Origin of the sequence: Chromobacterium sp. LK11, assembly GCF_001043705.1 — a bacterium.
Taxonomy (GTDB): Bacteria; Pseudomonadota; Gammaproteobacteria; order Burkholderiales; family Chromobacteriaceae; genus Chromobacterium; species Chromobacterium alkanivorans.
Map to the genome: position 1 here is coordinate 127,129 of NZ_LDUR01000009.1, position 19,604 is coordinate 146,732.

Here is a 19,604-nt window from a genome sequence, read left to right on the forward strand (position 1 = left end):
TATGGGCTCCAAGTCAGAAGAAGAAGGACGCATCGCCCGCGCGGCGCGTCAGCCTGCCGTTTTCCATCAGTCCCATGGTTTCCAGCCAGGCCTCGAATTCCGGCGCCGGGCGCAGGCCCAGCAGCTGGCGGATGGTGGCGGTGTCATGGAAGGCCGTGGTCTGGTAATTCAGCATGATGTCGTCGCCCAGCGGCATGGCGATGATGAAGTTGCAGCCCGCCGTGGCCAGCAGGATGGCCAGGTTCTCGTTGGAGTTCTGGTTGGCGTCGGCGTGGTTGGTGTAGCAGCAGTCGCAACCCATCGAGATGCCGGAGAGCTTGCCCATGAAGTGGTCTTCCAGGCCGGCGCGGATGATCTGGCGGTCGTTGTACAGGTATTCCGGGCCGATGAAGCCGACCACGGTGTTGACGATGAAGGGGTCGTAGTGGCGGGCCAGGCCATAGTTGCGCGCCTCCATCGTCACCTGGTCCGCGCCGTTGTGGGCGCCGGCGGACAGCGCCGAACCCTGGCCGGTTTCGAAGTACAGATAATTGTCGCCGGCGATGCGGTTGTGCTGGCGGCCCACCTCGCGCGCCTCGTCCAGCAGCTCCAGCGTCACGCCGAATTCCTTCAGCCCTTTCTCGCTGCCGCAGATGCTCTGGAAGATCAGCCCACCGGGCGCGCCCTGGCGGATGGCTTCGATCTGGGTGGACATGTGCGCCAATACGCAACCCTGGGTGGGAATCCGGTATTTGTCGATGGCGTCGTAGATGGTGTCCAGGATGCGGCGCACGTTTTCCACGTTGTCGGTCACCGGGTTGACGCCTATCACCGCGTCGCCCATGCCGAAGGACAGCCCTTCGAACATCTGGGCGGCGATGCTTTTCACGTCGTCGCGGGTGTCGTTGGGTTGCAGGCGCGCGCTGAAGCGGCCGGGCAGGCCTATGGTGGTGTTGGCGCGCTTGATCACCGGCATTTTCTTGGCGCCGTAGATCAGGTCGGCGTTGGAGCAGAGCTTGGCCACCGCCGCCACCATTTCCGAGGTCATGCCCTTGCGCAGGAAGTCCAGCGCCTCGGCGTCGGCGTCGTCGCCCAGCACCGCCTCGCGCAGCTCGCCCACGCTCCAGTTGCGGATGCGGGCGTAGGCGGCTTCGTTGAGGTCGTCCTGGATCACCCGGGTGACGCAGTCCTCCTCATAGGGAATGACCGGGTTTTCGCGCAGGTCGGCCAGCGTCAACTCGGACAGTACCTGCTTGGCGGCCACGCGCTCTTGCGCGCTTTGCGCGGCCACGCCGGCCAGCATGTCGCCGGAGCGCGGCTCGTTGGCCTTGGCCAGTACGTCCTTGACGTCGCGGAACTGATAGGTCTTGCCGAATAAATGCGTCTTCAGTTTCATGATCAAACCCCTTTGGATGTTGGGAAGGCCAGCGATTTGACGGTAACGGGCACGATGTCGCCGCCGAACAGCGGCGCGCCGATGTCGATGTAGTCGCCGGCGCGGGTGGCCACTTCGTCGATGACCGCCAGCTCGCGGCCGGCCAGCGCCGGCTGCAACAGCATGCCCAGCGCCTTGCCCAGATCGCTGCGGGACAAGGCCAGCAAGGGGCGCTGTTGCGGAAAACGGCGGGAGAATTCGGCCAACTCGCCGGCGCAGGCGTCTATCGCCCGGTAGGCGATGGGCAGGTCGTCCGGCAGCGCCAGCGCGTACAGGTCTTGCGCCGGGTCCAGGTCCAGCCGGCGCACCGCGCGCTCCAGGCTGTCCGTCAGGCCGCCGGGACTGAAATCGGCCCAGCCGAGATCGGGATGAGCCACCGGGATGTTGCGCAGCGGCAGGCGCAGGCCGCGCAGCCAGATGGTGCTGCCGGACAGCGACAGCGTGTACGCGCCGGCGCCTATTACCGTGGCGCGCACGGTTTGCGCCGCGGCGCGCAGCGGCTGCGCGCCGAGGCCGGGGTGGGCGGCGATGGCGCGCGCCAGCAGGGGGCCGATGTCGCCGAAGGCGTAGGGATTGGCCGGCGGGCTGCGGTAGCACTCGCCGACGCCGCCGGACAGCAGCACCGCGTCGAACGGCCGGCCGGCCTGCAGCGCGTCGGTCATCAACAATTGGCGCGCCAGCGCCGAAGGGCGGCCCAGCAGCACCTCCCACAGCAGTTCGGCCATGCGTTCGGCCACGCGCGCGTGTTCGGCCGGGCCCAGCGCGGCGGCGTCGAAGCCGGCGCCGAACAGCTCGACGCAGATGGCGCGGGCCGGCGCGTGCAGGCGGCGGGTCTGGCCGTCGGCGCCGGCCTCCAGCAAGCGGCCGCCCACGTTCAGGCAGGCGCTGTCCAGCAGCCGGCCGGCTTCGAACACCGCGTAGTTGGCGGTGCCGCCGCCGATGTCGATATTGGCGACGCGGCTGGTTTCGCGCTCGGACAGTTCGGCCGCGCCCGAGCCGTAGCCGGCGATGGCCGACTCCAGATGCGGGCCGGCGGTGGCCACCACGAAGTCGCCCAGGGATTCGGACAGGCGCAGCACCGTGTCGCGGGCGTTGCGCGCCTTGGAGGTTTCGCCGGTGACGATGATGGCCCCGGACTCCACCTCTGCCGGGGCGAGTCCAGCCGCCTGGTATTGCGCGCGGATGAAGGCCATCAGCTCGTCTTCGCGCACGCGGCCGTCGTCGTCCAGCGGCGTAAAGGCCACCGGGCTCTGGTAGACGATGTCGCGGCGCGAGAATTCATAGCGCGGCACTTGCGACACCCCGGCGCGGTTGACCAGCTCCAGCAGCGAGAAGATCACCTGGGTGGTGGTGGTGCCGATGTCTATGCCCACGCTGTGTATCTGGCGGCGGTTCATCGCGCGCCTCAGCCTTGCTGCGCCGACAGTGCGGCGCGGAGGGGGGCGTCGGCCGGCTTGGGCGCCAGTTTCATCGCCAGCAGCACCGCGCTGAAGCCGCCCACCAGCTTGCCGACTATCATCGGGAAAATCATGCTGGAGACGTTGGCGGCGGTGAAGCCGAGGTGGTCGCCGAAGGTGAAGGCGGCGGACACGGCGAAGGCCACGTTGATCACCTTGCCGCGGTCGTCCATCTTGCTCATCAGGCCGAACATCGGGATGGAGTTGGCCAGCGTGGCCACCATGCCGGCGGCGGCGCTGTTGTTCATGCCCAGCAGTCCGCCCACCTTCATCAGCGGCCGTTCAAACCAGCGCGTCAGCATGAACACCATCGGATAGGCGCCCAGCAGCACGCAGGCGATGAAGCCTATCACCTCGATGGCGCGCATCGTCGCGCCCGGCGCGTCGCCCTTGACCATGAAGATGGGGTCCATGCCCGGCACCAGGCTGAGGCCCAGCGTGGCTTGCAGCACCGCCAGCGCCAGGCCGGCGGTGATCAGCACCACCAGGCACTTGGCGAAGATCTGGAAGCCGGAAATCATCTTCTCCGGGCACAGCTTGAGGCCGATGGCCAGCAGCACCGCCACGGCGATCACCGGAATCATATTGATCAGGATCATGCTCAGGCTGAAGTCCACCGGCTGGCCGTCCACGGTGACGCTGCTGACCATGGCCACCGCGCCGCCGGCGATGCAGCCCAGCGGGATGGTGACCATGCCGGCCATCACCCCCAGCGCCAGGAAGCGGCGGTCTTCCTTGGCGATGATGCCCAGCGCCACCGGGATGTTGAACACGATGGTGGGGCCCATCATCGCGCCCAGGATCAGGCCGGCGTACAGCCAGGCGGCGGTGTCGCCGCCGGACAGCTGCTTGGCGAGGAAGAAACCGCCCATGTCGTTGGCCAGCAGGGTGGTGGCGAACATCGCCGGATTGGCGCCCACCGCCTCGTACAGCGGAATCACCACCGGCCCCAGCCAGTGGGCCAGCACCGGCGCCAGCGCGATCACGCCGACCATGGCCAGGCCCAGCGCGCCCATGGCCAGAAAGCCTTCTTCGAACTGGGCGCCGGAACCCTCGATCTGGCGGCCGACGCGGCTTAGTCCCACTTTGGCCAGCACGGCCTCCGAGCCGCCGAATTGCGCCAGCATTCTGTCCAGCGCCGCGACGACCATGAAGGTCATCATGATCCACATGATGATTTCATTGATACCCATTGCTCTTGCTCCTGTGACGGTGGGCGGTGCCCGATTGCGGATTCAGCAGGCCGGCGCCTGGCGTTGCCAGGCGTGGCGGTAAATGTCGATGATTTGCTCGCGGCTGGCGTCGCGCGGATTGCCGGCGAGGCAGGCGTCGTCGAGCGCGGCGTCGGCCAGCGCGGCGAAGTGTTCGGGTTCGACGCCCGGCAAGCGCAGGCTGCCGGGCAGGCCGATGTCGACGATCAGCCGCGCCACCGCCGCGATCAGCCCGTCGGCGTCCAGGGTTTCGCCGCAGAGCGCGTGGGCCAGTTCGCGGTAGCGGGGCGCGCACACCAGGCGGTTGAAGCGCAGCACCGAGGGCAGCAGCACCGCGTTGGCGACGCCGTGCGGAATGTGGTAGCGCGCGCCTATCTGGTGGGCCATCGCGTGCACCAGTCCCAGGCCGGCGTTGGAAAAGGCCATGCCGGCGAGGTAGGAGCCCAGCATCATGTCCTGGCGGGCGGTGAGCTGGTGTCCCTGGCCGACGGCGATGGGCAGCGCGCGGCCTATCAGGGTGATGGCGCGGTGCGCCAGCGCCTGGGTCAGCGGGTTGGCGCCGCGCGCCAGATAGGCCTCGATGGCGTGGGTCAGCGCGTCTATGCCGGTGGCCGCGGTCAACGGCGCGGGCACGGCCAGGGTCAGGCAGGCGTCCAGCACCGCCAGGTCCGGGAGCAGCGCCGCTTGCGCGATGGCCTGTTTGACGCCGCTGGCGCTGTCGGTGATCACCGTGATGTTGGTGGCTTCCGAGCCGGTGCCGGCGGTGGTGGGCGCCAGCAGCAGCGGCATCCGGCCATTGGGCAGCGCGGCGGCGGCGGCCAGATCGGCCACCCGCATGCCGGGGTGGGCGGCCAGCGCGGCGATGGCCTTGGCGGTATCCAGCACCGAACCGCCGCCGAAGGCGATGATGGCGTCGCAGGCCGCGGCGGCCAGCTGGCGCGCCGCCGCCTCCACCGTGTCGCTGTCCGGTTCGCCGCCGGGGTAGCGGTAGGTTTCGGCGGCCACGCCGTGCCGCTGCAGCGAGCGGAACAGATTGTCGGCCAGCCCCTGTTCCAGCAGGAAGCCGTCGATGGCGATGAAGACGCGGCGATAGCCGCGCTCGGCCGCGGACTGGCCCAGCCGGGCGATGGCGCCGGCACCGATGAAGGTGGCCGGCGGCACCGCGAAGGTTTGCACCTCGCGGGCGTTGAACAGATCGATGGCGTGATAGAGCGCCTGGCCCAGATCAGCGGCTGGCATGGTTGGCTCCTTGCGCGGCCAGCGCGTGGTGGGCGATGGCGAGCGGGGTCAGGTAGAGGGGATGCTCGGGCAGGTGGACGCGGTGGGCGGGAAATTCGCGCCGGAACAGCTCGCGCACCCCCGGCAGCGAGCAGGAGCCGCCGGACAGATAGAGGTCGCCGTCGGGCAGGCGCGTCAGATGGCGGCGCACGATGTCGCACATCTTCTCGAACACCGGCCGCACCACCGGCCAGACCTCCGCGCCGCGCTCGCGCTTCAGGATCTCCGCCTCGGCCAGCGGCAGGCCGCTGTGGCCCGCCAGCGCCAGCGACACGTGATGACCGCCGGTGGCCTCGTCGGCGCTATGGCTGACCCGGCCGTTCTCGACGATGGCGATGCCGGTGGTGCCGCCGCCGATGTCCACCACGGCGGCGCGGCTGAGCCCCAGCAGCCCCACCACTGCCGAGGGTTCGTCGATGACGCCGCTGACTTCCAGCCCGGCCGCTTCCAGCACATTGATCGAGATGCGCGGGTCGGTGCCCGGCGGGTAGGAGGTGGCGGCGGCGGCGAAGCGATGTCCCAGCGCCTGCTCCAGCGCGTCCAGCTGGCGGCGGACGATGTCCACCGCGCCGAAGAAATTCCACACCACGCCGTCGCGCACCACATCGGCCCAATCCAGCCGCAGCGCCAGCGGTTCGCCGTCCGGCGCCATCGCCACCGACACCACGTCGCTGGTGCCCAGGTCTATGCCCAGGCGCATGCCGGCCACGGCCGCGCGGCGGGCCTCGCCGCGATGCAAGGCGCGCGCGGCGTTGAGCCGCTGCTGCAGCTGGTCGGGGGAGAGGGAAGGGGACGGCATGGCGCGGCTCCTCACACGATGCGGAAGTGGTCGACCAGCACGCAGCGGCGCAGACGCACGAAGCTGCGGGCCGAGGTGACGCCTTCGCCGGTGGGGGTGGAGATGGTCATCGTGGTCCAGCCCTCGCCGCCGAAGCCCAGGCCGGCCAGGCAGGGGCCGTTCTTGACGAAGATGCTGGTGTTGATGGCGTTGGCCATCCGGTCCAGATTGTCCAGATTGCGCGAGTGCATGGCCGCGGTGTGGCGGCAGCCGCCTTCCAGCCGCACCGCCAGGTCTATGGCCTGGTCCGCGTTGGCGACGCGCAGCACCGGCAAGAGCGGCATCATCAGCTCGGTGACCGCGAAGGGATGATCGGCCGGCGTTTCCACGAACAGCAGGCGGGTGTCGTCCGGCACTTGCAGGCCGATGGCGGCGGCGATCTTCGCCGCGTCGCGGCCCACCCAGTCGCGGCTGACCGCGCCGCGGCCATGCTCGTCCACCTTGGTGAGCAGGATGGGCAACAGTTGGGCGGCTTCGTCGGCGGTCAGCTCCACCGCGCGGTGTTTTTCCATCTCCACCTTCAAGTCGTCGCAGATCGCGTCCACCGCGATCAGCGCCTTCTCGTCGGCGCAGATGATGTTGTTGTCGAAGGAGGCGCCCCAGACGATGTCGCGCGCGGCGCGGGCGATGTCGGCGGTCTCGTCCACCACCACCGGCGGATTGCCGGCGCCGGCGGCGATCAGCCGCTTGTCGGTGACCTTGCGCGCGGCGTCCACCACCGCTTCGCCGCCGGTGACCACCAGCAAATGGATGCCGGGGTAGCGGAACAGGCGCTGCGCGGTTTCGATGTCGGGCTTGGCCACCGTGGTCAGCAGATCGGCCGGGCCGCCGGCGGCGACGATGGCCTGGTTCAGCAGCGTGATCGCGCGTTGCGAGGTCTTTCTGGCCGCCGGATGCGGCGCGAACACCACGCTGTTGCCGGCGGCTATCATGCTGATGGCGTTGTTGATGACGGTGGCCGCCGGATTGGTGGACGGGGTCACCGAGGCGATCACGCCCCAGGCCGCGTTTTCTATCAGCGTCAGGCCCCGGTCGCCGGTCAGCACCTGCGCTTGCAGGCATTCGACGCCGGGGGTGTGCCGCGCCTGCGCCAGGTTCTTGGCGATCTTGTCGTCCACCCGGCCCATGCCGGTTTCGGCGACGGCCAGCTCGGCCAGCTCGCGGGCGTGGGCCTCGCCCGCCGCGCGGATGGCGGCGATGACGCGTTCGCGCAGCGCCACGCTGGCCAGCGCCGTCTGCGCTTGCTTCGCCGCCGCCACCGCCTGGTCCAGCTCGGCGAAAACGCCGGCCGGCAGCGCGCTTTCGGCCGCCGCGCCGTTTGCCGGCGCCGCTTGTCCGATCGACGCCAGCACCGCCTTCACCACTTGTTCGATATCGCTTGCCTTGAGTTCCACAACCCACTCCTTCTGAAACTGGAATTGCCAAGTGCTCCGGCGCGCCGGATCACTTGTGGAAAACCACCCGCTGCCGGCGCACCACCTCGTCGACGATGCCGACCACGGCCAGGTCCACCGGCGCGTCCTCGTCCTGCATCCGCCGCGCCGAGCTGCCGGCCACCAGCAGCACCCATTCGCCGTCGCCGGCGCCCAGGCTGTCGGCCGCCACCTGGGCGTCGCCGCTGGGCTGGCCGTCCGCCGTCAGCATCTCCACCAGCAGCAGGCGGTCTTTCTGCAAGCCGCCGTGTTTGACGGTGGACACCACTTGTCCCACCACGATGCCCAATTTCATGTGTCTGGCTCCCGTGTCCCGCCTGGCGGCGGGCAAAACCTCCCCCTGTCGCGCGCGGGCGACATGCGGTTTGCGGGGGGAGAAGCGGCCGGTCGGCTTGGCGTCAGCCGCCGGCCAGGATCAGCTGATGCTCAGTCCAGGTTCTTGTCGGCCGACATCTTGATCGGAAACACTTCTTCCAGATCGGCGTGCGGGCGCGGGATCACATGCACCGACACCAGTTCGCCGATGCGCTGCGCGGCGGCCGCGCCGGCGTCGGTGGCGGCCTTGCAGGCGGCCACGTCGCCGCGCACCATCGCGGTCACCAGGCCGCCGCCGATCTGCTTGACGCCGACCAGCTTGACCCGGGCCGCCTTGACCATGGCGTCCGACGCTTCGATCAGGGCCACCATGCCGCGGGTTTCAATCATGCCAAGAGCTTCCATTTGCACACTCCTTGAGGGGTTGGGGGTTCAACACGAATATCTGTTTGTCTCTAACGGGAACGCGGAGCGTTCTCGGCTTGCCTGCCCCGGCTCGCCTGTTCTAAGGCGAGGCTCCCTTGCCGGGCAAGGGCGGGGGCGTTCCATGCCGGGGCCGCGCCATGAAGCGCGCTGTCGGCGGCCGTGAGGAGCGCGGCGCGCCGGCCCCGGATCTCCTCGGCGCCGCTGACGCGGCTCATCTTCATCGCCAGCAGGCTGACGTTGACCATGTCTTCCACGCTGCAGCCGCGCGACAAATCGTGCAGCGGGCGGGCCAGGCCCTGCACCATCGGGCCCAGCGCCTGGTAGCCGGCCAGCCGCTGCGCGATCTTGTAGCCGATGTTGCCGGCCTCCAGCGACGGGAAGACCAGCACATTGGCGCGCCCGGCCAGCGGGCTGTCCGGCGCCTTGCCGGCGGCCACGTCCGGCACCATCGCCGCGTCGAATTGCAGTTCGCCGTCCAGGATCAGCTCCGGCCTGCGTCCGCGCGCCAGTGCGACGGCGGCGCGCACTTTTTCCGCGTCAGGGTGGCGGGCGCTGCCGTGGCTGGAAAAGGACAGCATGGCCACGCGCGGTTCCCGGCCGGTGACCTGGCGGTAGCTGTCCGCGCTGGCCAGCGCGATGTCGGCCAGTTGCTCGGCCGTGGGCTGCGGCACCACGCCGCAGTCGGCGAAGCCCAGCGGCTCGTCGCCGTCTGCCGGCAGCATGAAAAAGATGGACGACACCGTGCGATTGCCGGGCGCGAGGCCTATCACCTTGAGCGCGGCGCGCAGCACGTCCGAGGTGGAGGAGTGATTGCCGGCGATGCACAGGTCGGCGTCGCCGGCCGCCAGCATGGCCGCGCCAAACCACAGCGGCCGCCGCAGCGAGGCGAGCAGCGCGTCCGCGCCTTCCTTGGGCTGGCGCGCGGCCAGCGCCGCCTGGTAGGCGGGCAAGCGCGGCGAGACCGCCGGATCGTGGACGGCGAAGCCGGTGAGCGGCAGGCCGTGAAGGTGGCAAAAATGGCGCAGCTCGAAAGGATTGGCCAGCAGGATGGGCCGCGCCAGGCCGGCCAGCGCCAACTGGTGCGCGGCGCGCACGCAGCGCGGGTCCAGGCTGTCGGGGAACACGATGCGGGCCGGATGCTCGCGCGCGTCGAGGCGGCATTGATGGATCAAGGTCATCGCGTTTCTCCCAGCCCGGGCAGCGGCTGGCCACGCTTGGCCAGCAAGGCCAGCAGCATCAGCACGTACACCGCGCTGCTCAGCCGGTTGAGCCCCTGCAAAATGTCCGGCCTGCTCAGTTGGAAGTCCGCGCCCAGGTACAGGCCGGCGGCCATGGTTTCGCACTCGCGTATCGCGGCGCGCAGCAGATTGAGCCGCGCCACTTCCGCGCCGTGCTCGACGGCGGGCACGATGTGGTCGTGGCCGAGCAGGGCCAGCGGCCGGTGCGATAGCGCGTGCAGGCGCGCCTCGTCGGCCTCGCCCATGGCGATGGGCGGCATGGGCTCGCCGCTGACTTCGGCGCGCAAGGCGTTGCCCAGCGCCGAGCGGATGTCGGTCAGGCAGCGCGCCAGCGCCGCGGGCGCCTGGCGCTCTTCCCATTCGGCCTGCAGCCACACCGCCTGGGCGATGGCGCTGTCCAGCTTGCCGCGCAGGGCGATGCGCGGATGGTTCTTGGGCACCAGGGTGTTGGCGTCCAGATGGGTCAGCGCCTCGGTCTTGCGCGCCACCGGTTGGCGGCACAGCAGGCAGCGGCACTCCGGCCGTTGTTCCTTGTTGCCGGTCAGCGCGTGCACCGCATGGCGTTCGCCGTCGGCGCCGGCGTCGAAGACGCTGCCTTGCGGGTCCAGATAACGGACGACGACCGCGCGGCTTTTCAGCAGCTCCTCGGCCGATGGCGTCAGCCTGGCGTCGCGCGGCAGGTGGATCTCGGTGTGCCGGGCCAGCGAGTAGCGGGAGCGCAGCCAATCTTCGGTGATGAAATTGCCCATGGCGGCCTCAGCAGCTTTGCCAGTTGGCCGGATAGGCCACGTACAGGAAACGGACCCGGCTCGGGGTGCCGAACTCGATGCTGGAGCCCTTGGGAATGAACACCACGTCGCCGGCCTTGGCCACCGTGGTCTGCTCGCCGCGGCGGACGTGCAGCTCGCCTTCCAGCACCAGGTCCACCTCGTCGTAATTGAGCGTCCACGGGAAGAAGGCCTGTTCCCACTGCATGAAGCCGGCAGCCATCGAGCTGCCGTCCGCGGCGGTGATCACGTCGGCGATGCCCACCTGCTGGCCGGGGCCGGCGCCGTCGAATACGCCCATGCGCACATCCTGGGCGCGGACGCATTTGATGGCGGGCCCGCTGTCGGCCGCGCCCTGAAGCTCGGCGGCGGCCTTGCGCACCAGTTGCTCCACCAGCTCGGGCGCCACCGAGCCCGGCGGCAGCCGCGACAAGACCTGGGCGCGGATTTCGGCCAGCGCGTCGGCCTCGCTCGCCGGCGCTGCCGGGGTTTCGGCTACGAGCGCGGGGCTTGCGGCCGGCGCGGCGTCGCCGCCCTCGCTCAGGGCTAGGCCCAGGCGTTCCGCCACCACTCGCGCTTCCGGGGTGACGATGTGTTCGCGCGGGCTGACGCAAAGCGCGTGTTCTCCGGCGGCATGGGCCGCGCGCACGGTTTCGGCACTGATCAGCTTTTTCATCTTGCTACTCGCCTCATGCTGTTTGCCGCGACGAGGCGGCGGATTCAGGATTCAGCCCCAGCCGGGCCTTGAGTTCGGCCACGCTGTCCGGCCGCAGGCCGCACACGCGCAGGATGTCGCCGCCAAAGCCGCGTTCGCGCAGCATGGCCTCCACCGCGTCGGGCCGGGCGTCGGGCAGATCGGTCTTGCTGATCACCACCGCCACGCGCCGGTGGCCATGCACGTCCAGCAGGCCGGGCGGCAGCCGGCATTCCAGATCGTTGGCGGGGTGAACGTAGATCAGCAGTTCGCACTCGGCGGTGCTGTTGATCAGCGCGTGGAACAGCCGCGGATGGCTGAAGAATTCGCCCGGGGTGTCGATGCAGCCTTGCGCGTCGTATTCCAGCGCCTGGGTTTTGCGCACCGCGCCGCCGCCGCCCAGGGCGTGGAACAGCGTGGATTTGCCGGCCTCGACCGGTCCCAGCAGCGCGTATCGGATGGGGGGATGCATGGCGGACCTCAGGAACGCGTCAGTTGGCACACGGCATAGCCCAGCAGCCGTTGCAGGCCGGCTATGGTCTGGTGCAGCGCTTCCTCCACCGCGCCGCAGCTGCCGGTAATCACCAGCGCGCCGGAAAAGCGGTCCAGGAAGCCGATTTCGATGGCGGCGGCCTTGCAGGCCAGATCGCCGGCTATCATCGCGGTTTCGCCGGGCGTCAGCGTCATGATGCCGATGGCCTCGGCCTGAGCCACGCCGATCTTGCGCGACAGCTCTTCGGTGGGATGGGAGATCAGATGCGCCAGCGTCACCTGCTTGCCGGGCACGAACTCCTGAATGATGCGTTCCTTTTCCATAACGTCACCATGGTTTTTCGGGTTGAGACGATGCTAGTCCAGACTGATCGATGGGCAGTATCAAAAATCGGAAAATCTTGAGGGGGGCGGGCTTGGGTCAAACGTTTGGCGAGCCAGCGTGGAAAAGGGCATGGAGAAAGCCCTACGGCTCCGGCGCCGGAACGCCAGGCGAGGGGAAGCGACTGCGAGGGGGAATGGTGCTACGAATGCGGATCGGAGCCGCGCGACAAAGGCGCGGCTCCGATGAGCGGATGAGCTACCCCGCCGCCAGCGACCAGACGGCCAGCCCGCCCAGCGCGGCCACGCCGGCGGCGAGGGCGGCGTCCAACCTGCTGGAAAACGCCGGCAGCCCGCGTTCGCGCCGCGCGCGCAGGTAGAATGGCAAGCCCAGCGCGTAGAGAATCATCGACAGCAGCAGGAATTTCATCCCGCCGGCGTAGATCAGCCAGGCGCCGTAGACCGTGCCCAGCAGGGTCAGCGCCAGCAGGCCGGCCTGTTTCGCCGGCGCGGAGCAGGCCAGCTTCAGGCTGAACGCCGCGCACAGCAGATAGGGGATCAGCGCCATCGCGGACGCCAGCTGGATCAGCAGATTGTAGCCGGCGTTGTTCAGGTGGTTGATGATCAGGAACAGCGAGATCAGCCCATTGGTCAGCCACAGCGCGTTGGCGGGCGCGCCCCTGGCGTTGAGTTTGCCGAAGCAGGCGGGCGCGGTGTGGCCTTCGCCGCGGGCGGCCAGGTAGAGCATTTCGGACGAAATCAGCGTCCAGGCCAGCAAGGCGCCGGCCACCGACAGGATCAGTCCGATATTGATCAGCGCGCCGCCCCACGGTCCCACCGCCTTTTCCAGCACCGCCGCCATCGACGGGTTCTTCATCGCTGCCAGTTCCGCCTGCGGCAACACCCCCAGCGACAGCACCGACACGCAGACCAGCAGCAGCATGGTGATGCCGAAGCCCAGCACCGTGGCCAGGCTGACCGTGCGCATGCTCTTGGCGCGGCTGGCGTAGACCGTCGCGCATTCAATGCCCAGGAATACCCACACCGTGTACAGCATGGTGTTCTTCACTTGTTGGCCGACGCCGCCCAGCGAGGCGCCGCCCCAGAAATCCAGGCGGAAGGTCTGGACCTTGAACGCCAGCGCCACGCACAGCACGAACAGGACGATGGGCACGATCTTGGCGATGGTGACGATCACGTTCAGCAGGCTGGCGGACTGCACGCCGCGCAGCACGAAGCCGTGCAGCGTCCACAGCAACAGCAGGCCGCACAGCAGCGCCGGCAGCGTGCTGCCGTCGCCGAAGAAGCCCAGCGCCCGGAACGAGCCCAGCGCGCTGAACATCACCACCAGATAGCCGACGTTGCCCACCCACACCGAGATCCAGTAGCCCCAGGCGGCGTTGAAGCCCAGGTAGTCGCCAAAGCCGTTGCGGGCGTAGCCGTAGACCCCGTCGCCGATGTCCGGCCGGTTGATGGACAGCCATTGGAAAATGCGCGTCAGCGCCAGCATGCCGACGAAGGTGATGACCCAGGCGATCAGGATGGCGCCGGCGCCGGCGCCCTCCGCCATGTTTTGCGGCAAGCTGAAGATGCCGCTGCCGACGATGGCCCCCACCACCAGCGCGGTGAGCGGCACCACCCCCAGTTTCTTGTCTGCGGCTTGTGTCATCCTTGTTCTCCTCCGGGGACGGGGCGCGCGGACGCGCCCCGGGTTTCACGCGTTCAATGCCTTCAGAAACGCAGCGACATGCAACTGACGCCGCCGTCCACCTTGCGGTATTCGGAGGTGTCTACCTCGATCACCTCATAGCCCAGCGCGGCGATGCGGTCGCGGGTGCGCGGGTAGCCGGAGGGCATGATGACCTTGCCGTTCACCCAGATGCAGTTGGCGGCGTAGGACTCTTCTTCCGGGATGGCGATGATGTTGAATTTCTGGAACTCCGGCTTGGTGATGAACTCGCCGGCGGCCAGCAGATTGTTGTTCTCCAGATAGGCGAGGCCGGTCTTTAGGTGCAGCACTTCCTCCAGCCGCACCACCGAACCGCTCATGCCGTGCTTTTCCAGAATGGCGATCAACTGGCGCGCGCCTTCCGCGTTGGTGCGGGCGGATTCGCCGATATAGAAATGGCTGCCCACCATCATCACGTCGCCGGCGTCCAGCGTGCCGGGAGCCTGGATGCGCTCGACATGCTGATAGAAGCGGCGCAGCACCGGCTCCATCAGGCTGGCCTCGTCGCGGCGGCTGTCCGCGCCCGGCCGGGTGACGATGGCGCAGTGCGGAGTGCACAGCGCTGGGTCTTCCACGAACACCGAGTCCGGAAAGTCCTCGGCCGGCGGCAGGATGGTGATGTCCACGCCGCAAGTCTGCAGCGCGCGGATATAGGCGTTGTGCTGTTCCAGCGCCTTTTCATAGTCGGGCTTGCCCAGATTGCTGGAGGAAATGCCGTTGACCAGTCCGCGGCAAGGGGTGCGGGCGATGATGTGCTTGAACATTGCGATCTCCTGATGGCTAGTTGCGGGGTACTGCCTCGTTAAGGGCAACTACCGTGCCAGCCGGGCGGGGCGCGCGACGGTTTTGTTTGACCACGCTCAAACTTTCGGTCCGGTTTTGTGTGGCTCTCGGCCGAGACCGCGCGGATTCCGCGGGGTTTTTCACCGGAAATGGCGCGGCCTTGCATTTGGCTTCGTCAATTCGCCATTTATCGCCGCCGTGCTGACGCGACAAATGGTGATATTTGGCGCAGCATGTCGAGAATTGGCGAATTCGCCATGGCGGATGGCGTCTATGCCCGCGCGCGGAGCCGGGCGGAGAGGAGAGCGAGGCGTGAGCGAGGAACTGAACTGGCTGGTGGCCTGCCTGCGGCCGGTGTTGGACACGCTGGACCGGCCGGCCACCGTGGTCGACGCCGACGGCCGTTTCGTCTACTACAACCCGGCCAGCGCGCGCATGGACGGCGTGGACGCCGACGAGGTGATCGGCAAGCATGTGCTGGAGCAAAACCCCTGGCTCACGCGCGAGGACAGCACCCTGCTGCAGTGTCTGGACCGCGGCGCGCGCTTCACCGACGTTTGCCAGTCCTATATCGGCCCGGACGGGCAGGCCATCCCCTATCTGCACACCGCCGTGCCGCTGACGGGGCGCGGCGGCACTTTGCTGGGCGCGATCGAGATCGGTCGCCAGCTGCGGCATATGCCCAATCATCGCGGTGAGGACGCGGACGTGCCCCGCATCGCCACCGCCGACCCGCAGATGCGCCAGCAGATCGCCTGGCTAGACGCCTTCGCCACCAGCGAGCTGCCGATTTTGATCTACGGCGAAACCGGCACCGGCAAGGAACTGTTCGCCCGCCGCGCGCACGCGCTGAGCCCGCGCGGCAGCCGGCCGCTGTTCACCGTCAACTGCGCGGCCATTCCCGACACCCTGCTGGAAAGCACGCTGTTCGGCACCGTCCGCGGCGCGTTCACCGGCGCGGAAAACCGCAAGGGGCTGCTGACCCAGGCCGACGGCGGCACGCTGTTCCTGGACGAGCTCAACTCCATGCCCATCCAGTTGCAGGGCAAGCTGCTGCGCGTGCTGCAGGACGGCAGCTATCAGCCGTTGGGCAGCCATCAATCGCTGCTGGCCAATGTGAGGCTGATCGCGGCGTTGAACCAGGAACCGCTGGCCGCGGTGGAGCAGGGGCGCTTGCGCGAAGACCTGTACTACCGGCTCAACGTCGGCTACGTGCATATCCCGGCGCTGCGCGACAGGCGCGACGACGTGCCGCTGCTGGCCCGCGAGCTGCTGGCCCGCCACGCGCCGGAGCTCAAGCCACAGGTGACGCAGCTAGGGCCGGAGGCCGAGGCCGTGCTGCTGGCGCAGGACTGGCGCGGCAATGTGCGCGAGCTGGAAAACATCCTGCGCCGCAGCCTGCTGCTGCACGACGGCGGCGCGCGGCTGGAACGCATCGCCCTGCACGCCGGCGTCCAGGCCGCGCCGCGCGCGGACGGCGGCCTGCGCGGCCAGTTGCGCGAGCGCGAGGCCGAACAGATCCGGGCCGCCTTGGCCGAACAGCGGGGCAATGTGTCCGCCGCCGCCCGGCAACTGGGGCTGGCGCGCAGTACCCTGGTGTCGCGGCTGCGGCGGCTGGGGCTGGCTTGAGTCGCTGGACGCGGCATATCGGCACGCAAGGCGGGGCTTTAGGCGTCCGCTTGCAAGGCGGAAATTGCGCTGCTATCATCGCAAAACTTTCGAAACGAAACTTGTGATGACCAAACGAAATACTCAGCAACGCCGTCACGCCATCGCCGCCCTGGTGCAGGAACGCGGCGAAGTCAGCGTGGACGAGCTGACCAAGCGTTTCTCCACCTCCGAAGTGACCATACGCAAGGACCTGGCCCTGCTGGAAACCGGCGGACTGTTGCTGCGCCGCTACGGCGGCGCGGTGTCCTTGCCGTCGGAGATGGTGGTCGAGGAAGACGCGGAGCAGGTTTCAAAACGAAAGATCGCCATCGCCCGCGCCGCCGCCGAGCGCCTCCGCGACCACAATCGCGTGATCATAGACAGCGGCACCACCACCAGCGCGATGATTCCGCTGCTGGGCAATAAGCGCGGCCTGGTGGTGATGACCAACTCCCTGAACGTGGCCGGCGCGCTGCGCGAGCTGGAGAACGAGCCGACGCTGCTGATGACCGGCGGCACCTGGGACCCGCATTCCGAATCCTTCCAGGGCCAGGTGGCGGAGCAGGTGCTGCGTTCCTATGATTTTGATCAGCTGTTCATCGGCGCCGACGGCATAGACCTTGAGCGCGGCACCACCACCTTCAACGAACTGGTGGGCTTGTCGCGGGTGATGGCCGAAGTGGCGCGCGAAGTCATCGTGATGGTGGAGTCGGAAAAGATAGGCCGGCGCATCCCCAACCTGGAATTGCCGTGGGAGCGCATCCATACCCTGGTGACCGACGACGCCTTGTCGGCGGAGGCCAGAACCCAAATTCAGGCGAAGGGCATTGCGCTGATCTGCGCGTCCTCGCCCACTGATAGTCCAAGGAGAAAGTAATGTGCGGCATTGTCGGCGCCATCGCGGCGCGTAATGTGGTTCCGGTGTTGGTGGACGGCCTGAAGCGGCTGGAATATCGCGGCTACGACTCCGCCGGCGTGGCGGTGTTGGCCGGCGACGCCATCCGTCGCGTGCGCCGCGTCGGCCGCGTCGCGGAGATGGAAAACGCCGCCGCGGAAGAAAGCCTGCAAGGGCAGGTGGGCATCGGCCACACCCGCTGGGCCACCCATGGCGGCGTCACCGAGCCCAACGCCCACCCGCATGTGTCCTTCGGCAAGATCGCCGTGGTGCACAACGGCATCATTGAAAACCACGAAGAGCAGCGCGAGCGCCTGAAAGGCCTGGGCTACGCCTTCGAATCGCAGACCGACACTGAAGTCATCGCCCACCTGGTGCATCACTACTACCAGGCCGGCGACAGCCTGTTCGACGCCGTCAAGCGCGCCAGCCGCGAGCTGACCGGCGCTTACGCCATCGGCGTGATCGCGGTGGACCGCCCGGACGAACTGGTGTGCGCGCGCATGGGCTGCCCGCTGCTGGTGGGTCTGGGAGACGGCGAGAACTTCATCGCCTCCGACGTTTCCGCCATCGTATCCGCCACCCGCCGCGTGATCTTTCTGGAAGAGGGCGACATCGGCCGGTTGACCCGCGACGGCGTGGAACTGCTGGACAAGGACGACCAGCCGGCGCAACGCCCGGTGCACGTGTCCGACGTGTCGCTGGCCTCGCTGGAGCTGGGGCCGTACAGCCACTTCATGCAGAAGGAAATCCACGAGCAGCCGAAGGCGCTGTCCGACACCATAGACGCGGTGCAGGACTATGGCTTCAATCCCGAGCTGTTCGGCGAGCGCGCCGGCGAAGTGCTGCCGCAGCTGGAAGGCGTCAAGATCCTGGCCTGCGGCACCAGCTACTACGCCGGCCTGACCGCCAAATACTGGATCGAGACCATAGCCGGCGTGCAGTGCGACGTGGAAATCGCCAGCGAATACCGCTACCGCGACGCCTGGGCCAACCCCAACTACCTGGTGACCACCATCTCCCAATCCGGCGAGACGCTGGACACCATGGAAGCGCTGAAATACGCCAAGGAGCTGGGCCACCGCTACGCGCTGTCTATCTGCAATGTGCGCGAATCCGCGATTCCGCGCGCCAGCGAACTGGTGTTCTTCACCCGCGCCGGCGCCGAGATCGGCGTGGCCTCCACCAAGGCCTTCACCACCCAGCTGGTGGGCCTGTTCGCGCTGGCCGTGACCCTGGGCAAGATGCGTGGCAAGGTCAGCGCCGCCGACGAGGCGCGCTACCTGGACGAACTGCGCCACCTGCCGGGCAGCGTGCAGCACGCGTTGAACCTGGAGCCGCAGATCAAGGCCTGGGCCGACAAGTTCGCCGCCAAGGACAATGCGCTGTTCCTGGGCCGCGGCCTGCATTTCCCCATCGCGCTGGAAGGCGCGCTCAAGCTGAAGGAAATCTCCTACATCCACGCCGAAGCCTACCCGGCCGGCGAGCTCAAGCACGGCCCGCTGGCGCTGGTGGACGAGGACATGCCGGTGGTGGTGATCGCCCCCAACGACACGCTGCTGGAAAAGGTGAAATCCAATATGCAGGAAGTGCGCGCGCGCGGCGGCGAGCTGTTCGTGTTCGCCGATCTGGACAGCCATTTCAGCGAATCCGACGGCGTGCACGTGATCCGCACCCCGCGCCATGTCGGCGTGCTCAGCCCGGTGGTGCACGCCATCCCGGTGCAGATGCTGGCCTACCACGTGGCGCTGGCGCGCGGCACCGACGTCGACAAGCCGCGCAATCTGGCCAAGAGCGTGACGGTGGAGTGAGGCTTGCGCCAGGCGTTGACTAGTGATCAGAAGGAATAAAGCCTGTCACGACGACATGATGGTTCGTCACGAGTGGCGTTAAACAAAGAGGCCCGGTAGGGCCTCTTTTCGTTTGAGATGGCTTGGTTTTGAGATGCGCAAGAACCTGATATGGCTCGTGGGGGCAGATCAGGATGTGAGTCCAGGTTTTTGGACTGCTCTGGAGGTGTAGGCGGCGCACACCGCAAACCTCACGCACGCCGGTGAAAATTCATTTTTTCAAGGAACGAAAACGCACGCTGCACGAAGTGGTTGAACTGTTCGGCATCGCGCCTCAGTCCGGCCTGCTGGCCTCCAATGAGACATAGGTGTGCGGCCAGGCCCATCATCTCGGCTTCACCAGGGAAGAGCGCCAATCGGCGAGAGGTTTCAATCGCAAACGCCAGACGCTTTGCATCGACGCGCTGCTGGAACTCTGCCACCAGTGGGTCGTGCAAGGACCATGCACGGATCGCCACTTCGCATCCGGCTCTTTTCTTTGCCGCGATGCTCAGATAGCGCTTCAGGGTCTCGCCCACGCCACGACTGTTGGCCGCGTCGCAGAGCATGCGATCCGCATGCTCGTCTTCCCATGTGGTCAACAGCGTTCGGACGAAGTCTTCCCGATTGCGGAAGTGGTGATAGAACGATCCCCGTGTCACGTTCAGCCGACGCGCGAGGCTCTCTGCAGAAATTCCTCCATAACCAACTTTGTCGAGGGTGTCGAAGCCCGCTTCGACCCAGTCGTGTCTATTCAGTGTGCGCATCGGCGTGCTCCATACAGGCTGTGTATGTCATGGGGAAAATTTGTACGATGAATTTTTTAGCATGTTA

The 19,604-nt window shown here is 67.7% G+C and carries 19 protein-coding genes; 3 read left to right on the top strand and 16 right to left on the bottom strand.

Annotated elements, in window-relative coordinates; all coding sequences use genetic code 11:
• Nucleotides 1-13: 13 nt before the first annotated feature.
• From VK98_RS05250 to ddaH, 15 genes are all read right to left on the bottom strand, one after another.
• Complete coding sequence (locus VK98_RS05250; RefSeq protein WP_048413027.1) at nucleotides 14-1,375, bottom strand: ethanolamine ammonia-lyase subunit EutB; 1,362 nt, start codon at nucleotides 1,373-1,375, stop codon at nucleotides 14-16.
• A 2-nt stretch (nucleotides 1,376-1,377) separates the two neighbouring features.
• Complete coding sequence (locus tag VK98_RS05255; protein ID WP_048413028.1) at nucleotides 1,378-2,811, bottom strand: ethanolamine ammonia-lyase reactivating factor EutA; 1,434 nt, start codon at nucleotides 2,809-2,811, stop codon at nucleotides 1,378-1,380.
• An 8-nt stretch (nucleotides 2,812-2,819) separates the two neighbouring features.
• Nucleotides 2,820-4,064: an ethanolamine utilization protein EutH gene (gene eutH, locus VK98_RS05260; protein WP_048413029.1), complete on the bottom strand. Its 1,245-nt coding sequence runs from the start codon at nucleotides 4,062-4,064 to the stop codon at nucleotides 2,820-2,822.
• A gap of 42 nt (nucleotides 4,065-4,106) precedes the next feature.
• Entirely contained in the window at nucleotides 4,107-5,321 is a 1,215-nt protein-coding gene (locus VK98_RS05265) for an iron-containing alcohol dehydrogenase family protein (RefSeq protein WP_048413030.1), read from the bottom strand.
• Entirely contained in the window at nucleotides 5,308-6,159 is an 852-nt protein-coding gene (gene eutJ, locus VK98_RS05270; RefSeq protein WP_048413031.1) for an ethanolamine utilization protein EutJ, read from the bottom strand. Before eutJ ends, VK98_RS05265 begins: the two co-directional genes overlap by 14 nt.
• Nucleotides 6,160-6,170: 11 nt before the next feature.
• Complete coding sequence (locus VK98_RS05275; RefSeq protein WP_048413032.1) at nucleotides 6,171-7,592, bottom strand: aldehyde dehydrogenase family protein; 1,422 nt, start codon at nucleotides 7,590-7,592, stop codon at nucleotides 6,171-6,173.
• 49 nt (nucleotides 7,593-7,641) lie between these two features.
• Nucleotides 7,642-7,926 (bottom strand): ethanolamine utilization microcompartment protein EutN, encoded by a 285-nt coding sequence (eutN, locus tag VK98_RS05280; RefSeq protein WP_048413033.1) that lies wholly within the window; start codon nucleotides 7,924-7,926, stop codon nucleotides 7,642-7,644.
• A 131-nt stretch (nucleotides 7,927-8,057) separates the two neighbouring features.
• Nucleotides 8,058-8,351, bottom strand: a complete 294-nt coding sequence (eutM, locus tag VK98_RS05285; RefSeq protein ID WP_048410037.1) for an ethanolamine utilization microcompartment protein EutM — start codon at nucleotides 8,349-8,351, stop codon at nucleotides 8,058-8,060.
• Nucleotides 8,352-8,401: 50 nt separating this feature from the next.
• Nucleotides 8,402-9,550, bottom strand: a complete 1,149-nt coding sequence (pta, locus tag VK98_RS05290; protein WP_082158761.1) for a phosphate acetyltransferase — start codon at nucleotides 9,548-9,550, stop codon at nucleotides 8,402-8,404.
• On the bottom strand, nucleotides 9,547-10,359 hold the full coding sequence (eutT, locus tag VK98_RS05295; RefSeq protein WP_048413034.1) for an ethanolamine utilization cob(I)yrinic acid a,c-diamide adenosyltransferase EutT: 813 nt from the start codon (nucleotides 10,357-10,359) through the stop codon (nucleotides 9,547-9,549). The genes pta and eutT overlap by 4 nt, the downstream gene beginning before the upstream one ends.
• 7 nt (nucleotides 10,360-10,366) lie before the next feature.
• A complete protein-coding gene (gene eutQ, locus VK98_RS05300; RefSeq protein ID WP_048413035.1) occupies nucleotides 10,367-11,053 on the bottom strand; it encodes an ethanolamine utilization acetate kinase EutQ in 687 nt (228 codons plus the stop codon).
• Nucleotides 11,054-11,066: 13 nt separating this feature from the next.
• Nucleotides 11,067-11,543 (bottom strand): EutP/PduV family microcompartment system protein, encoded by a 477-nt coding sequence (locus tag VK98_RS05305; RefSeq protein ID WP_048413036.1) that lies wholly within the window; start codon nucleotides 11,541-11,543, stop codon nucleotides 11,067-11,069.
• 8 nt (nucleotides 11,544-11,551) lie between these two features.
• A complete protein-coding gene (eutS, locus tag VK98_RS05310) occupies nucleotides 11,552-11,887 on the bottom strand; it encodes an ethanolamine utilization microcompartment protein EutS (protein ID WP_048410041.1) in 336 nt (111 codons plus the stop codon).
• Between the two features lie 256 nt (nucleotides 11,888-12,143).
• Nucleotides 12,144-13,553, bottom strand: coding sequence for a basic amino acid/polyamine antiporter (locus VK98_RS05315; RefSeq protein ID WP_048413037.1), 1,410 nt, complete (start codon nucleotides 13,551-13,553; stop codon nucleotides 12,144-12,146).
• A gap of 62 nt (nucleotides 13,554-13,615) precedes the next feature.
• Nucleotides 13,616-14,377, bottom strand: a complete 762-nt coding sequence (ddaH, locus tag VK98_RS05320) for a dimethylargininase (protein ID WP_048413038.1) — start codon at nucleotides 14,375-14,377, stop codon at nucleotides 13,616-13,618.
• A 331-nt stretch (nucleotides 14,378-14,708) separates the two neighbouring features.
• Here ddaH and VK98_RS05325 point away from each other — a divergent pair, with 331 nt between their 5' ends.
• The 3 genes from VK98_RS05325 (at nucleotide 14,709) to glmS (ending at nucleotide 18,752) form a co-directional block, all read left to right on the top strand.
• Complete coding sequence (locus VK98_RS05325; protein WP_231589207.1) at nucleotides 14,709-16,025, top strand: sigma-54-dependent Fis family transcriptional regulator; 1,317 nt, start codon at nucleotides 14,709-14,711, stop codon at nucleotides 16,023-16,025.
• 106 nt (nucleotides 16,026-16,131) lie between these two features.
• Nucleotides 16,132-16,923, top strand: a complete 792-nt coding sequence (locus VK98_RS05330; protein WP_048413207.1) for a DeoR/GlpR family DNA-binding transcription regulator — start codon at nucleotides 16,132-16,134, stop codon at nucleotides 16,921-16,923.
• Nucleotides 16,923-18,752 carry a glutamine--fructose-6-phosphate transaminase (isomerizing) gene (glmS, locus tag VK98_RS05335; protein ID WP_048413040.1) on the top strand — a complete coding sequence of 610 codons (1,830 nt, stop codon included), beginning with the start codon at nucleotides 16,923-16,925 and terminating at the stop codon, nucleotides 18,750-18,752. Before VK98_RS05330 ends, glmS begins: the two co-directional genes overlap by 1 nt.
• Before the next feature lie 230 nt (nucleotides 18,753-18,982).
• Here the strand turns inward: glmS and VK98_RS05340 are convergent, their stop codons facing one another.
• Nucleotides 18,983-19,537 carry a TetR/AcrR family transcriptional regulator gene (locus VK98_RS05340; protein ID WP_048413041.1) on the bottom strand — a complete coding sequence of 185 codons (555 nt, stop codon included), beginning with the start codon at nucleotides 19,535-19,537 and terminating at the stop codon, nucleotides 18,983-18,985.
• Nucleotides 19,538-19,604 lie beyond the last annotated feature (67 nt).

Excerpts from the sequence above, each read along its gene's own strand:
- VK98_RS05305 (WP_048413036.1), bottom strand. The coding sequence starts at position 11,543 with ATGCATCCCCCCATCCGATACGCGCTGCTGGGACCGGTCGAGGCCGGC.
- VK98_RS05255 (WP_048413028.1), bottom strand. The coding sequence starts at position 2,811 with ATGAACCGCCGCCAGATACACAGCGTGGGCATAGACATCGGCACCACC.
- VK98_RS05330 (WP_048413207.1), top strand. The coding sequence starts at position 16,132 with ATGACCAAACGAAATACTCAGCAACGCCGTCACGCCATCGCCGCCCTG.
- VK98_RS05250 (WP_048413027.1), bottom strand. The coding sequence starts at position 1,375 with ATGAAACTGAAGACGCATTTATTCGGCAAGACCTATCAGTTCCGCGAC.
- pta (WP_082158761.1), bottom strand. The coding sequence starts at position 9,550 with ATGACCTTGATCCATCAATGCCGCCTCGACGCGCGCGAGCATCCGGCC.
- glmS (WP_048413040.1), top strand. The coding sequence starts at position 16,923 with ATGTGCGGCATTGTCGGCGCCATCGCGGCGCGTAATGTGGTTCCGGTG.
- VK98_RS05340 (WP_048413041.1), bottom strand. The coding sequence starts at position 19,537 with ATGCGCACACTGAATAGACACGACTGGGTCGAAGCGGGCTTCGACACC.
- VK98_RS05265 (WP_048413030.1), bottom strand. The coding sequence starts at position 5,321 with ATGCCAGCCGCTGATCTGGGCCAGGCGCTCTATCACGCCATCGATCTG.
- eutJ (WP_048413031.1), bottom strand. The coding sequence starts at position 6,159 with ATGCCGTCCCCTTCCCTCTCCCCCGACCAGCTGCAGCAGCGGCTCAAC.
- eutQ (WP_048413035.1), bottom strand. The coding sequence starts at position 11,053 with ATGAAAAAGCTGATCAGTGCCGAAACCGTGCGCGCGGCCCATGCCGCC.
- ddaH (WP_048413038.1), bottom strand. The coding sequence starts at position 14,377 with ATGTTCAAGCACATCATCGCCCGCACCCCTTGCCGCGGACTGGTCAAC.
- eutN (WP_048413033.1), bottom strand. The coding sequence starts at position 7,926 with ATGAAATTGGGCATCGTGGTGGGACAAGTGGTGTCCACCGTCAAACAC.
- eutT (WP_048413034.1), bottom strand. The coding sequence starts at position 10,359 with ATGGGCAATTTCATCACCGAAGATTGGCTGCGCTCCCGCTACTCGCTG.
- eutM (WP_048410037.1), bottom strand. The coding sequence starts at position 8,351 with ATGGAAGCTCTTGGCATGATTGAAACCCGCGGCATGGTGGCCCTGATC.
- VK98_RS05315 (WP_048413037.1), bottom strand. The coding sequence starts at position 13,553 with ATGACACAAGCCGCAGACAAGAAACTGGGGGTGGTGCCGCTCACCGCG.
- eutS (WP_048410041.1), bottom strand. The coding sequence starts at position 11,887 with ATGGAAAAGGAACGCATCATTCAGGAGTTCGTGCCCGGCAAGCAGGTG.
- eutH (WP_048413029.1), bottom strand. The coding sequence starts at position 4,064 with ATGGGTATCAATGAAATCATCATGTGGATCATGATGACCTTCATGGTC.